12 protein-coding genes and 1 riboswitch are annotated in these 14,059 nt (G+C 38.5%); of the genes, 8 read left to right on the forward strand and 4 right to left on the reverse strand.

All coding sequences use genetic code 11. From position 1 onward, the window contains the following. Positions 1-27: 27 nt before the first annotated feature. Positions 28-131: riboswitch (SAM riboswitch) on the reverse strand. Between the two features lie 152 nt (positions 132-283). Both LC454_RS21320 and LC454_RS21325 read right to left on the reverse strand, forming a co-directional pair. Beyond that, positions 284-973 carry a response regulator transcription factor gene (locus tag LC454_RS21320; protein ID WP_120261768.1) on the reverse strand — a complete coding sequence of 230 codons (690 nt, stop codon included), beginning with the start codon at positions 971-973 and terminating at the stop codon, positions 284-286. 54 nt (positions 974-1,027) lie between these two features. Continuing rightward, positions 1,028-2,857 carry an ATP-binding protein gene (locus LC454_RS21325; RefSeq protein ID WP_223584485.1) on the reverse strand — a complete coding sequence of 610 codons (1,830 nt, stop codon included), beginning with the start codon at positions 2,855-2,857 and terminating at the stop codon, positions 1,028-1,030. A 217-nt stretch (positions 2,858-3,074) separates the two neighbouring features. On the opposite strand from LC454_RS21325, the gene LC454_RS21330 reads away from it, so the two are divergent. Next, positions 3,075-3,398, forward strand: a complete 324-nt coding sequence (locus tag LC454_RS21330) for a hypothetical protein (RefSeq protein ID WP_120261766.1) — start codon at positions 3,075-3,077, stop codon at positions 3,396-3,398. Positions 3,399-3,452: 54 nt separating this feature from the next. Here LC454_RS21330 and pyk read toward each other — a convergent pair whose 3' ends face one another. Together pyk and LC454_RS21340 are read right to left on the reverse strand one after the other, a co-directional pair. After that, positions 3,453-4,880 carry a pyruvate kinase gene (gene pyk / locus LC454_RS21335; protein WP_120261765.1) on the reverse strand — a complete coding sequence of 476 codons (1,428 nt, stop codon included), beginning with the start codon at positions 4,878-4,880 and terminating at the stop codon, positions 3,453-3,455. A 134-nt stretch (positions 4,881-5,014) separates the two neighbouring features. Beyond that, positions 5,015-5,479, reverse strand: coding sequence for an IPExxxVDY family protein (locus tag LC454_RS21340; protein WP_104385234.1), 465 nt, complete (start codon positions 5,477-5,479; stop codon positions 5,015-5,017). A gap of 317 nt (positions 5,480-5,796) precedes the next feature. Between LC454_RS21340 and LC454_RS21345 the strand changes: the two genes are divergently transcribed. The 7 genes from LC454_RS21345 (at position 5,797) to LC454_RS21375 (ending at position 13,934) form a co-directional block, all read left to right on the forward strand. Continuing rightward, positions 5,797-6,033: an acyl carrier protein gene (locus LC454_RS21345; RefSeq protein ID WP_028070665.1), complete on the forward strand. Its 237-nt coding sequence runs from the start codon at positions 5,797-5,799 to the stop codon at positions 6,031-6,033. 27 nt (positions 6,034-6,060) lie between these two features. Continuing rightward, on the forward strand, positions 6,061-7,314 hold the full coding sequence (gene fabF / locus LC454_RS21350) for a beta-ketoacyl-ACP synthase II (protein WP_120261763.1): 1,254 nt from the start codon (positions 6,061-6,063) through the stop codon (positions 7,312-7,314). Positions 7,315-7,398: 84 nt separating this feature from the next. Beyond that, entirely contained in the window at positions 7,399-8,139 is a 741-nt protein-coding gene (rnc, locus tag LC454_RS21355) for a ribonuclease III (RefSeq protein WP_120261762.1), read from the forward strand. A 55-nt stretch (positions 8,140-8,194) separates the two neighbouring features. Beyond that, entirely contained in the window at positions 8,195-9,577 is a 1,383-nt protein-coding gene (gene hisS / locus LC454_RS21360; protein WP_223584487.1) for a histidine--tRNA ligase, read from the forward strand. Between the two features lie 243 nt (positions 9,578-9,820). Then, positions 9,821-10,816, forward strand: coding sequence for a pyruvate dehydrogenase (acetyl-transferring) E1 component subunit alpha (pdhA, locus tag LC454_RS21365; protein WP_223584489.1), 996 nt, complete (start codon positions 9,821-9,823; stop codon positions 10,814-10,816). A 29-nt stretch (positions 10,817-10,845) separates the two neighbouring features. Next, on the forward strand, positions 10,846-12,477 hold the full coding sequence (locus tag LC454_RS21370; RefSeq protein WP_223584491.1) for a pyruvate dehydrogenase complex dihydrolipoamide acetyltransferase: 1,632 nt from the start codon (positions 10,846-10,848) through the stop codon (positions 12,475-12,477). A gap of 290 nt (positions 12,478-12,767) precedes the next feature. Further along, positions 12,768-13,934: a serine hydrolase domain-containing protein gene (locus LC454_RS21375; protein WP_223584493.1), complete on the forward strand. Its 1,167-nt coding sequence runs from the start codon at positions 12,768-12,770 to the stop codon at positions 13,932-13,934. The last annotated feature ends 125 nt before the right edge of the window (positions 13,935-14,059 follow it).

Genomic DNA, 14,059 nt, shown 5'->3' on the forward strand with positions numbered 1-14,059 from the left:
AAGGACACACTAGAATTCGGTGACTTCGGCTTATCATTCCCATATCAAGTAGGGTAGAATTTAGCACCTTGTCAAGGGACAGGTTGCTAAGGCTTCATCGGGTCTATTCCCTCTGCCTTTCTCTATAAGCGATGCTAAGTTAGAACATTTCTTTTTGATATGCAAATTTTTTATAAAAGTGCATCTATTTTTTATATTCTACTAAGGATAGAAATGTTTTATTTCTTTCTTTTCATTGGAAAGGAGGGTGAAATCACGCATTGGTATCTCACCCTCTATGCCTTTAACTCACCAAGAGTTTGTAACCTTTACCGTGGACATTGACGATTTCAACCTTGCTGTCTTCTCTTAGGTACTTACGAAGTTTGCTCAGGAATACGTCCATACTTCTACCTGTGAAGTAATTGTCGTCATGCCATATTTTTAATAAAGCTTCTTCCCGGGTCAATACATCATTCTTTTTTAAACAAAGTAGGCGAAGCAATTCAGCCTCTTTTGTCGATAGTTTTTGCATTTGACCCTTGTAGGAAATCTGCTGACTCGTATAATCGAAGAAGTAATCTCCAATTTCAAACTTATCTGCAACTACTTCATCCTCTTTGTCTCTGACGCTTCGTTTCAATAAAGCATTAATCCGAAGAAGTAACTCCTCAACACGGAAAGGTTTTGTGATATAATCATCTCCACCTAATTCAAACGCTTCTGTCTTGTCCTCCATCATGCCTTTTGCAGTAGCGAAGATAATCGGTACGGTGCTATTTGTTTTTCTGATCTCACGGCCCACGGTAAAACCGTCTTTTTTAGGCATCATGACATCGAAAATGCATAAATCATAATCATTTTTTTTGAACTGGGAAACGGCTTCGTCTCCATCAATACAGAGCGTAACGTCAAATTTTCCCTTTAATTCGAGATAGTCCTTTAAAAGATCCCCCAAATTGGGATCATCCTCTGCTAATAATATCTTTTGCATAATGAATCTATTAATTTTCACTAATGTTCCCTGAATATACAAAAAAGGAACGTGTTATTTTTTTACGGGCAAAATTACTTCAAAGGTTGTGCCCTTATCTTTCTCACTTTTTACGGTGATTCTTCCATTGAGTCTTCTCAAAATATCCTGAACATAACTTAAGCCCAGACCAAAACCTTTAACGTTGTGGACATTTCCGGTGGGGATACGATAAAATTGATCGAATATCTTTTGGAGGTGATCTCTGCTCATACCAATTCCGTTGTCAGCGATGGTAATAACAATGTTATCGCCAATATTTTTAGAACCGATATTTACATGTAGATCTCCTTTGCTGTACTTAATCGCATTGTCCATTAGGTTATAAAATACATTGGAGAAATGCAGTTCATCCCCGACTACAATATCTTTTGTCGCCGCGAGATCGACACTGAATTTTCCGCCGATATTCTGCATCCGGAGCTGCATACTGTCTGTGACAGCGGCTACAAGATCATTGATATGGACATCTTCACGATCAAGTTTTAATGTTTCTTTCTCCAGTTTTGCTAAATCTAATACCCGCTCAATATGATTTCCGAGGCGAACATTCTCATCGTAGATGATATTAGCCAATTTCTGTACACGTTTGTGGTCCGCATTGATGTCAGGGTCCTTAAGTGATTCACTGGCGATCATGATCGTGGCCACAGGAGTTTTAAACTCATGGGTCATGTTATTAATGAAGTCAGTTTTCATCTCAGATACCTTCTTTTGTCTAAAGATAATGATGAGTGTATAAGCAAAACATCCGACCAATAAAAACAAAAGAGTGAGCATAGGAAGTAGCAAATAGCTCATATTGTCTGCTATGATCGCTTTTTTGTTCGGGAAGTATATGGTCAGCTTCCCTGGGGCAGCGCCAACATCGCCTTTAAATAGCGCTGTAGAATACTTTGTGGTATTTATGGGATTATTTAGTTCGGCCTCATTCAGAATATTATTTAGCAAAATATTGCTGGTGCTCCATATCTCGATATTAAACGGTGCTTTGATGTCACGATGGATCAATTCTTCCTTTAGAAGTTCTTGAACAATAATAATGTTCAACCGATCCTTAAGTGGTCTTTTCGCCAATTCCATTCCGATAGCGACATCTTCGATGTAATCAGCTTTTTTACCACCAAGCATGGCAACAGAATCATAAACATTGAATCCGTAGCCTGCATTTTTTTTCGACAGTTTATTTAATTTTGTTTCTAGCTCAAAAATTCGTTTCGACAGTTTTGGATTAGATCTTGGGGGGAGAGCTACGATACTCTTTCCAAGTAATCGCTTGAAATCATCAATATGGACAATTAAAAACCGTGTACTGTCATCTTTAGCTTCAATACGTGGAATTGTTTTTGTTGCTGAAACGATAACGTCTTCTTGATAATATAGCCCACTTGTGGGAGTCTTGACAATGTTGATTTCAACCAAATCCTGATATTGTGTTCTTTTAACATAAGTTTCGTAAAACCAGTTTTCAATGTTAATAATATTTGGATAGGTTGCTTTTAATCTATCTTCTTCTAATTTATATTTTTGATAGATCTGCTCCAGTTTGCCTCTTAGATTCTCAATTTGAGTTTGAAGCTGGAGCTGCTCGGTCAACTGTTGTTGTTTCGCCTGTTCCTGTTTGGATTTTTCGATATTACGCTCCTGTTGTACTTTCGCGAAATCGACGACTTCACGTCGCTCGAGTTTTCCGGCAACAGCAGTAAGTGCAGCATTGACCGACTCGTCAAAGAGCTGTGATTTTTGACGGTAGGAATCTCGTAGAAAATAGAATTGCATAGCCAATACGCCGATTAGTGCCAAAGACATTAGTCCAATGATTAATACAATACTATTTTTCTTCATGAAATTATGTTTTGCAAATATATATTTTCAATAGCATCATGAGCTCATTACATCCTGTGATTCTGAGCCATTCCCACATTCCATCTGCTGCTTTACTTGAATTGTTACAAATATAAAGATGCTAACTTGTTTTGGAGTTGTTTTAACAATGTTTAACAGCAATTGCTTTAAATCTTGGTTATGTTGTTGTAAATTAGGAGTTAAAATAGATTATGTTATGAAAACTTATGTATTATCATTGGCATTGTCTTTTACAGTGGGGATTGCTTTCGGTCAGATCAAGCTAAAAGAGCATCGTCCGTTACTGCAGGATAAACAATCCAAGATGCCAGTCCTTGGATTAGATACCACATCGGCTAAGTATAATATGCCTGTTCAGAAATTCAAAAAGCTGGATGGTCTGGCACCTATGCCGGGAACAGAAAAATCACCCAAGCGAAGGAAATCACAACAGGATACATTGCGGTTTAGGCTATTGGAAGATAGTTTGAAAGTAAAAGATTTCAAATTAAAGATTGACTCCCTATACCCTAAGAAATAAAAAAGAAAGGCATTCTCACGATGAGAATGCCTTTCTTTTTTATGATCCTATTTCTTACAACTGAGAAACACGGATTGTATTTGTTTTACCTTTTTCAATTAACGGAGTTGATGCGGTATTGATGATAATTGATCCTGGTTTAACATAGTTGTTTTTTACAATAAATCTATTGACATCATGGATAGAACCATCAGTACTTTCAAATTTGTCATAGATAAATGTTTTCACACCCCAAAGCAAACTCAATTGTTTCAATAGTTTTTCTGTTCCGGTAAATACCAAGATGTCTACGTTTGGTCTGTAGCTTGTAATTTCAAATGCAGTTGCTCCAGAAGAAGTCAATACAGCGATTGCTGAAGCATTTGTTTTTTGAGCAAGATAAACTGAAGATGCGCAAATCGCGTCTGGAATAAGTGTTCCGTCGTGGATTTCACTAACTTTCTCATTATAATAAGGATAAGAAGTTTGTTCCACGTGGATAATAATCTTACTCATTGTTTCGATTACAATCTCAGGGAATTCACCCACAGAAGTCTCGCCACTTAGCATCACTGCATCTGCACCATCCAATACTGAATTGGCAACATCGTTTACTTCAGCACGAGTAGGACGAGGTGTCGTAATCATGCTCTCTAGCATTTGCGTAGCAATAATTACAGGTTTTGAAAGGTCTCTACATTTTTGGACAATGATCTTCTGAAGCCCTGGTACCTCTTCCATTGGAAGTTCAACCCCCAAGTCACCACGAGCAACCATGACAGCGTCGGTAGCTTCGATGATTGCATCGATGTTTTCGATTGCTTCAGGTTTTTCTACTTTCGCGATTACGCGTGCATGGCTTCCTTTTGCAGCAATGATTTCTTTACATTGTGCAATATCTTCTGCCGAACGGACGAATGACATCGCGATCCAGTCAGCTCCGTGATCCAACGCAAAGTTTAAGTTATCCAAATCTTCTTCAGTCAATGAAGGGATAGATACTTTGGTGTTTGGTAAGTTTACACCTTTACGTGAAGTAAGGACACCACCATGCACCACTTCACAAGTAACAGTGTCTTTATGGTTGGTCTCTAAAACACGAAGTTGAAGTTTTCCGTCATCAAGTAATATGATTTCGTTGGCTTCAACATCGTTTGGAAAGTTTTCGTATGTAATGTAGATTCTGTTTTCGTCTCCAATGAGTTCATGTGTGGTAATTTCAACTTTTGAACCATTTACGAGGACAGCACCGCCTTCTTTCATTTTTCCGATCCGAATCTTTGGACCTTGTAAGTCAGCTAAGATGGCAACATTGAATCCGGTTTCATTATTTATTGCATTTATAGTTTCGATTACCTTAAGGTGATCTGCCTGACTGCCATGAGAGAAATTCAACCGACACACATCAACCCCTTTGGCAATCATGTTGGTCAAAACTTGTTTGTCTGCCGAAGCAGGGCCTAATGTTGCGACAATTTTAGTCCTTTTTTGAACTTTTTCCATCTGTTATTTTGTATTTTTAATGTTCTTCATTTATGACAACAAACGGCAAGCCGTATTGTTGTCTTTTGTCAAAACTAAATCGAATTAATTTAGATTTACAGTTAGGTGTATTTGCTACACTAACCTACAGTCTGCTAAAATATGAGATTTTCTTTAGATTTCAATATTTTTGGTGATATTTCTTTTGCAATGACCACTTCCGGTAATTTGCTGATCCTTTTGATTATATGTTCAACATCGTCTTCGCAGATGTAATTTTTGATGATGACAAAGAAATCAAAATGGGGGTTTTCGGGAATTAAAAAGGTTCCTTCAATACTTTTATTGTTAATAAGAAAATATTCTGTGTCGGAATCCGGACTGAGATAATGAAAAGCAGTGAAGTGATAGCTTATTTTTTTCTTTGCGTCAAAGATGATGTGATATTCAAGCTCTTCTTCTGATTTATTTTTTGGGCGACCATCATGGTCGTATTTGCTCTCTTTGCCCCTGGAAAAATCCAGGTTTGTCACTTTGTTGATAAAATGGCAGAGGCGGTAATCTTTAAGCGGGCAGGTGATGGCGAGTAGGGTGAAATCTAACTCTTCATCCATATCCATGTCTAACCTTGCTACTAACTTATTGACCACTTTTTTTCTAAAATATATGTCCTTATGCTAACGAAGGTACTAATAATTTTAAGGTAGGAATATACTTTTTGTGTAAAATTTGAGTTAATTAGCTGAGTGTTTGGAATACAAAATAATTTTTGTTATACTTGAACTAAGTTAATATAGAGTGGGTTAGCTAGTATAAGACGCGAATAAGTTCGGTCGCCTAACATGGTGACTTTCATCTAAATATCAATTTAGGTTTGAATTTTGATGAAATTTATTTTTCTTTGCACAGATTTATTAAACAATTAAACTATAAAATCATGTCAGATATCGCTTCAAGAGTAAAAGCAATTATCGTTGAAAAATTAGGTGTAGACGAAAACGAAGTAACACCAGAAGCTTCATTCACTAATGATTTAGGTGCTGATTCACTTGACACTGTTGAGTTGATCATGGAGTTTGAAAAAGAATTCAACGTTGCTATTCCTGATGATCAAGCAGAGACTATCGGTACTGTTGGTCAAGCAATCGCTTATTTAGAAAAAAACGTTAACTAACTAATTTAATTAGGCTAATCGTAATAAATGGAGCTTAAAAGAGTAGTAGTAACAGGATTAGGCGCCCTTACACCAATTGGTAATACCGTCTCAGAATACTGGGAGGCGTTAATAAATGGTGTAAGCGGAGCTGCTCCTATTACGCATTTTGATGCGTCAAAATTCAAAACTCAGTTTGCGTGTGAGGTAAAGGGGTTTGATCCACATGATTTCATGGATCGTAAGGAAGCTCGTAAAGTCGATCCTTTTGTACAGTATGCAATTGCGTCTACTGATGAGGCAATTAAAGATGCTGGCTTAGATTTTGAAAAATTAGATACAAATCGTATCGGAGTAATATGGGGCTCAGGAATTGGAGGTCTGACAACTTTTACAGAAGAAGTTGCCAACTTTGCAAAGGGAGATGGAACACCACGTTTCAATCCTTTCTTTATTCCTAAGATGCTCGTTGATATTGCTCCAGGACATATTTCAATGCGTCATGGCCTTCGCGGTCCCAACTTTTCAGCAGTATCGGCCTGTGCCTCTGCTACCAATGCAATGATTGATGCTTTCAACTATATTCGTATGGGAAAAGCAGATGTGATTGTTACCGGTGGATCAGAAGCCACAGTCAATGAGGCTGGAATCGGTGGATTCAACGCTATGCATGCTTTGTCAACAAGAAATGATGATCCCAAAACAGCTTCTCGTCCTTTTGATAAAGACAGAGATGGTTTTGTTTCGGGTGAAGGTTCAGGTGCCTTGATCTTAGAAAGCTTAGAGCATGCCTTAGCACGTGGTGCAAAAATCTATGCAGAGATTGCAGGTGGTGGAATGAGTGCCGATGCACACCATATCACAGCTTCGCATCCAGAAGGATTGGGCGCTAAACTGGCAATGACAATGGCTGTCAATGATGCAGAGATGGATTTTTCAGATATTGATTATATCAATGTCCATGGAACATCTACACCGGTCGGCGATATCAGTGAAACAAAGGCTATTGTTGATCTGTTTGGTGAACACGCATATAAATTGAATATCAGTTCAACTAAATCAATGACTGGACACCTTTTGGGTGCTGCAGGGGCTATAGAAACTATCGCTTCGATCTTAGCTGTGCAAAATGATATTGTCCCACCGACAATCAATCACTTCACAGATGATCCGGAAATTGATAATAAATTGAATTTTACATTCAACAAAGCGCAAAAACGTACAGTGAATGCGGCGTTGAGTAATACATTTGGATTCGGTGGCCACAATGCTACCGTGATTGTAAAAAAATATAAAGCTTAATGTTTGATCCTTCAAACATGGTTTGGTAATATGAGCTAGCGACAGGTTCTTTAATTAGAACTTGTCGCCTTATTTTTAGATGAGATGCCTTTTTCAAGGATATACAAGTTATATATTTCGCCGGATCGGGAATATGTTAAGAAACTAAAAAACCTATTAGGTTTTGTTCCCGGGAATGTGCATTTGTACAAGATGGCATTTAGACATAAGTCTGTTGCAGTAACAATCAAAGAAGGGGCTAAGAACAGTAATGAACGCCTGGAATTCTTGGGTGATGCTGTTTTAGGTTCTGTCGTTGCCGAATTATTGTTCAAGAAATATCCGTATAAAGACGAAGGTTTCCTAACTGAAATGCGTTCCAAAATCGTGAGTCGTGCAAACCTGAACCAACTTTCCAGAAAACTAGGATTCAACGAAATGATACAGTTTGATGCCCGAATGATCAGTTTCCCGAACAAACAAGGATCTTTGTTAGGTGATGCATTTGAAGCGCTGATTGGTGCAGTGTATCTGGACAAAGGCTATGTGTTCACAAAAAGCTTTCTCCTAAACCGTATTATTAAACCACATGTTGATATCCAACTGCTGGAGCAGACCGAGACTAATTTCAAAAGTCGATTGATCGAATGGTGTCAGCATACCGGAAAAGAAATCCTATTTCAACAAACGGATAATCCAGAGGGTGAATCTTCGAAGATGTTTAGTGTCGAAGCCGTTGTAGATGGAGTTGTATGTGGTCTGGGACGCGATTTTAATAAAAAGTCGGCTGAAAAATTAGCAGCGGAAAAAGCCTGCGAATTCCTCAAGATTCTGGAAGTAGAATAAAGGATTTTTATTCTTTAATTTATTTAGTCCCCACTAAATATTAACTTTGCCGGATATGGCAACAGTAAAACCTTCTTTGGCGAAAGGTACCCGTGATTTTTCGCCTTCCGAAATGATCAAACGTAATTATATTTTTGATACATTGAAAGCTGTGTTTAAAAAATATGGTTACAATGAAATACAGACGCCTTCATTTGAGAATTTAACGACCTTAACAGGTAAATACGGTGATGAAGGTGATAAATTGATCTTTAAGATCCTTAATTCCGGAGACTATTTGACAAAAGCTCCAGATAGTCTACTACAAGATAAAAATTCGAATAAGCTAATTCCTCATATTTCTGAAAAAGCACTAAGATATGATTTGACGGTGCCTTTTGCACGTTACGTTGTGATGCATCAAAATGATATCTCCTTACCATTTAAGCGTTTTCAGGTACAACAAGTCTGGCGTGCGGATCGTCCACAAAGAGGCCGTTACCGTGAATTTTACCAATGTGATGTTGATGTGGTGGGATCAGAAAGCTTGCTGAATGAAGCTGAATTTATTCTGATTTATCAAGAGGCTTTCGAACGTTTTGGACTGAAGGATTTTAATATTAAAATCAACAACCGGAAGATCCTTTCTGGTATCGCCGAAATTATCGGAAAGCCAGAACTTATTGTCGATATGACTGTCGCCATTGATAAGTTGGATAAAATCGGATTGGATGGGGTCAATAAAGAATTGTTGGAAAGAGGTTTTACCGAAGCCGATCTGGATCTGTTGAAACCGATCATCTTATTGGAAGGTTCAAATGGGGAGAAACTTGCGTCGTTAAAATCTATCTTGGCCGATTCTTCCATTGGTTTGACAGGTATTGCTGAAATAGAGGAGGTTTTCGATTATATTACCAAGTTGAGCGAGGATACGGAGCTATTGACCCGTATAATTGATCTGGATATTACATTGGCGCGAGGTCTCAATTATTATACAGGCTGTATTTTCGAGGTAAAGACAAATGAAGTAGCTATGGGAAGTATTGGTGGTGGTGGCCGTTATGATGACCTTACAGGGATGTTCGGATTGAAGGATCTGACAGGAGTGGGCGTCTCATTCGGTGCTGACCGTATATACGACGTATTGGAAGAATTGAATTTATTCCCAGCAAATAAAGCGGATTCTACCAAGCTGTTGATTATCAATTTTGATAAACAACTTGAAACCTACACACTAGGTTTGCTCAATAAACTTCGTAAAGAAAATATTGCTGTAGAACTATATGCCGCTCCAGTAAAGCTGAAAAAGCAGATGGCTTATGCCGATGGAAAAGGAATCCCTTACGTGTTGTTGGTTGGAGATGAAGAGGTTTCATCCGGTCAATTATCACTCAAGGACATGGAAAGTGGGGAGCAGGTGAAGGTTACCGAAAGTGAGCTTATCCAAAAACTGCGTTAGCAAACAATTTATATAAAATAGATAAAGCCAAATGATTATTAAGTCGTTTGGCTTTTTTATTTTCATAAGTTTTTGATTTATTTGATTGTGCCGTTCATTTATTTGCTGAAAAATGCTATATACTTTAAATCAAATGTCTTAGAAGTGTCTTAAAGTGTAAATAAAATTGATTTTTGACCAAGAAAATTCATCCAAAATTATTAGATTTGTAGTCTAGAATTGTAAGAAAATCAAAACTTTGAAATGAGTTCAACACCTATAACAAAAGAGACATATTTGGAGTGGTATAAGTCTATGTTACTTATGCGTAAGTTTGAAGAAAAAGCAGGTCAACTTTACGGACAGCAAAAGATTCGTGGTTTCTGTCACTTGTACATAGGACAAGAGGCAGTAGTCGCTGGAACGATGTCGGTTATCAAACCTGAGGATTCTTTAATCACTGCTTATCGTGATCACGCCCACGCTTTGGCTAAAGGCGTTTCTGCAAATGCTTGTATGGCTGAATTATATGGAAAGATCACTGGTTGTTCAAAAGGTAAAGGAGGCTCAATGCACTTCTTTTCTAAAGAACATAAATTCATGGGTGGCCATGGTATTGTCGGTGGTCAGATTCCTTTAGGTGCTGGTATCGCATTTGCTGAGAAATATCTTGGTACAGATAATGTAAACATCTGTTATATGGGCGATGGAGCTGTACGTCAAGGTGCATTCAACGAAACACTAAACATGGCGATGTTGTGGAAACTTCCAGTTATCTTCGTGTGTGAAAACAACGGTTATGCGATGGGTACTTCTGTACAACGTACAACTAACATGCAGGACATTTACAAAATGGGATTAGGTTTTGATATGCCTTCTGCTCCTGTAGACGGAATGGATGTTGTTGCTGTACACAACGCAATGGATGAGGCTGTTCAACGTGCTCGTGCTGGCGAAGGTCCTACATTCTTAGAAATCCGTACTTACCGTTATAAAGGACACTCCATGTCTGACCCGGCGAAATATCGTACGAAAGAGGAATTAGAAGCGTATAAAGACCGCGATCCATTATTGGCTACTAAACATGCTATTTTGGAAAACAAATATGCGGATGATGCATGGTTTGCTGAGATTGAGGCTGATGTGAAAAAAGTAGTTGATGAGTCGGTGAAGTTTGCGGAAGAATCTCCTTACCCAACTGCAGACGAATTGTACAAAGATGTTTATGTACAACAAGACTATCCATTTATTTTAGATTAATACTCTTTAACTTGATAATATAATACAGAATGGCTGAAGTAGTAAGAATGCCCAAAATGAGCGATACAATGACCGAAGGGGTCATCGCAAAATGGCACAAAAATGTTGGTGATAAAGTAAATTCTGGTGATTTAGTAGCTGAAATTGAAACAGATAAAGCTACAATGGACTTTGAGTCTTACCAAGAAGGTACTCTTTTATATATTGGCCCTAAAGAAGGTGAAGCAGTAGCTATCGATGCTGTTATCGCTGTTTTGGGTGAACCTGGTGAAGATTTTCAAGCTTTGTTGAGTGGTGATGCTCCTGCAGCTGAGAAAGCACCAGAACAAGCTGAAGAAAAAAAAGCCGAAGAAGTTTCTGGTCCAGAATCTTCGGCTAGCACAGTTACAGCCGAGGAATTGGGATGTACTGTGATCACAATGCCGTTGTTGAGTGATACCATGAAAGAAGGTGTTATTGCGCAATGGAATTTCAAAGTTGGTGACACGATCAAATCTGATGACGCTATTGCTGATGTAGAAACGGATAAAGCGACAATGGAAGTTACAGCTTATGCTGACGGTACATTGTTATATGTTGGTCTTGAAGCCGGAGAAGCAGCAAAAGTAAATGATATTATTGCTATTGTTGGTCCTGCGGGAACTGATATTACACCTTTATTGAATCAAAAATCTGCTCCTGCAAAAGCGGAAACTGCGGAAGCACCTAAGGCTGATTCAGCTCCTACTGCAACTGCGGCTCCAGTAGCATCTGTTACAAATGATGATGCTCGTGTAAAGGCTTCTCCATTAGCACGTAAGATTGCAAAAGACAAAGGCATCAACTTGAGCGATATCAAAGGATCAGCAGATGGTGGTCGTATCGTGAAAAAAGATGTTGAATCTTTTGTTCCTGCAGCGGCAAAACCTGCTGCAACAGCAGCTGCAGCGGCTCCTGCTACAGAAACAAAAGCAATTACTTTGCCTACCTATGTTGGTGAAGAACGTTATACAGAGAAACCTGTCAACCAAATGCGTAAGACAATTGCGCGCCGTTTGGCAGAATCATTGTTTACTGCACCGCACTTCTACTTGACAGTTTCTATCGATATGGATAATGCAATGGTTGCTCGTGCGCAAATCAATGAGATCGCTCCAGTAAAAGTATCATTCAATGATATCGTGGTGAAAGCCGTTGCTGTCGCATTGAAAAAACACCCAGCAGTGAATTCGTCTTGGCAAGGAGATAAAATTCGTTTCAACGAACATACCAACATTGGTGTGGCTATGGCAGTTGAAGATGGCTTATTAGTTCCTGTGGTACGTTTTGCGGATGGTAAATCATTATCTCACATCTCTGCTGAGGTGAAAGATTTTGCTCAAAAAGCGAAAGCTAAAAAATTACAACCAGCGGATTGGGAAGGATCTACTTTCACAGTTTCCAACTTGGGAATGTTTGGAATAGATGAGTTTACATCTATCATTAACTCTCCTGATGGTGCTATTCTTTCAGTAGGAGCTATCCAAGCTGTTCCTGTTGTGAAAAATGGTGCTGTGGTTCCTGGTAACGTAATGAAAGTAACTTTGGGCTGTGACCACCGTGTGGTAGATGGCGCAACAGGTGCTGCATTCTTACAGACTTTAAAAGCATTGGTAGAAAATCCAGTTAGATTACTAGCTTAGATTCCACAAGCCAATAAAATATTAGCCACTTTAGTAATAAAGTGGCTTTTTTTGTTCTAAAAATTCGTTTTTTTATACTAAAATCTTCATTTTAGCATTATTATCTTTAAACTCGGTTCTTTATTGAAAATCAAAAAGAATACATATTAATCAGCGTAGGAATAGGATGATTGCGATATAAAGATCGTGTAAAAAATGAGATACAGAATTGCCTTAGTGAAATAGGCAAACATAATACAATATAGAAAATCCAGGAGAAGCAATACGTGAAATTATTTTTTTTAAAGGGAATGGCAGCTCTTTTGTTCGTGTCTACAATCGCTTGTAGTTCAAAAGAGAAAAAACAAAAAGAGGCGGCGATAGCACAAGCAAAAATAGATAGTACAAGACTCATTTACAATCCCCAGGATGCTGATCCAAAGATTGATGCCTTTATGAAAAACTTGCATTCAAAGGCGGCATTCAATGGAAACGTGCTAGTGGCTAAGGATGGAAAAATTTTATATCAAAATACTTTTGGCTGGGCCAATTACCTGAAGCGCGATAGCTTGGCAATTGATGATAAATTTGAACTGGCTTCAGTCACCAAACCAATAACGGCTGTAGGTATATTGAAGTTGGTCGAAGCGGGAAAATTACGTTTGGATCAGACTATCAATGATTTTTATCCTGATTTTCCCTATCCCGGTATTACTATTAAAATGCTATTGACCCACCGTTCGGGTTTACCTAACTATGTCTATTTTTCGGAGGACCACTGGCCTGATCGTAAAAAGGGAATGACAAACCAGGATGTTATGAAAATGCTGACCGAATTCAAGCCGAATAGATATGGTGCTCCAGGTGGTCGATTTTTTTATAATAATTCCAATTTTATGGTTTTAGGAGCTATTATCGAAAAGGTGTCGAAGCAGGATTATGCGACCTATATGAAAGATAGTGTCTTCAATGTTGCAGGTATGACGAATACAGCCGCCTTGTCAAAGGCTGTATACGATAAGATCCCAACCAACGTTATTGGGCATGACAAGGTATGGCGAAGATCTGTTGTACAGAATTTTCAAGATGGCCCATTGGGTGACAAGGGCGTTTACAGTACAGTACGTGACCTATACCGCTTTGATCTGGCGCTGCGGGATAGACGATTATTGAAGCAATCAACCTTGGATTCGGCTTATCGCGGTTACCCTGATGCAAAAAAAGGCATTTTTAGCTACGGATACGGATGGCGGACATTTGAACATGGAAACGATCATATTGTCTATCATACAGGATGGTGGCACGGTTTTCGTCACATTTATGTGCGGGATCTGAAAAGGAATATTGTGATTGTTTTACTTTCCAATATGACAAATGGCAGCTTGGTGAAATTGGATGAACTTTATAAAATTTTGGGGATGCCAGTTTTGCGTAAGAATGCCTACAGTACCCATGGCGATTTTATTATTGATGAATAGATCCATTCTTTTGATCGCTGTAGAAAATAAAGGCTGCGTGTTCAAAGGAAACTACAGGATTAAAACTCCAATACCGATGAAGGCTGTGTAAATGCCTTTTCGCCATTTAGTTGATGAACAAATAA

The organism is Sphingobacterium sp. GVS05A (genome assembly GCF_019969845.1).
GTDB lineage: Bacteria > Bacteroidota > Bacteroidia > Sphingobacteriales > Sphingobacteriaceae > Sphingobacterium.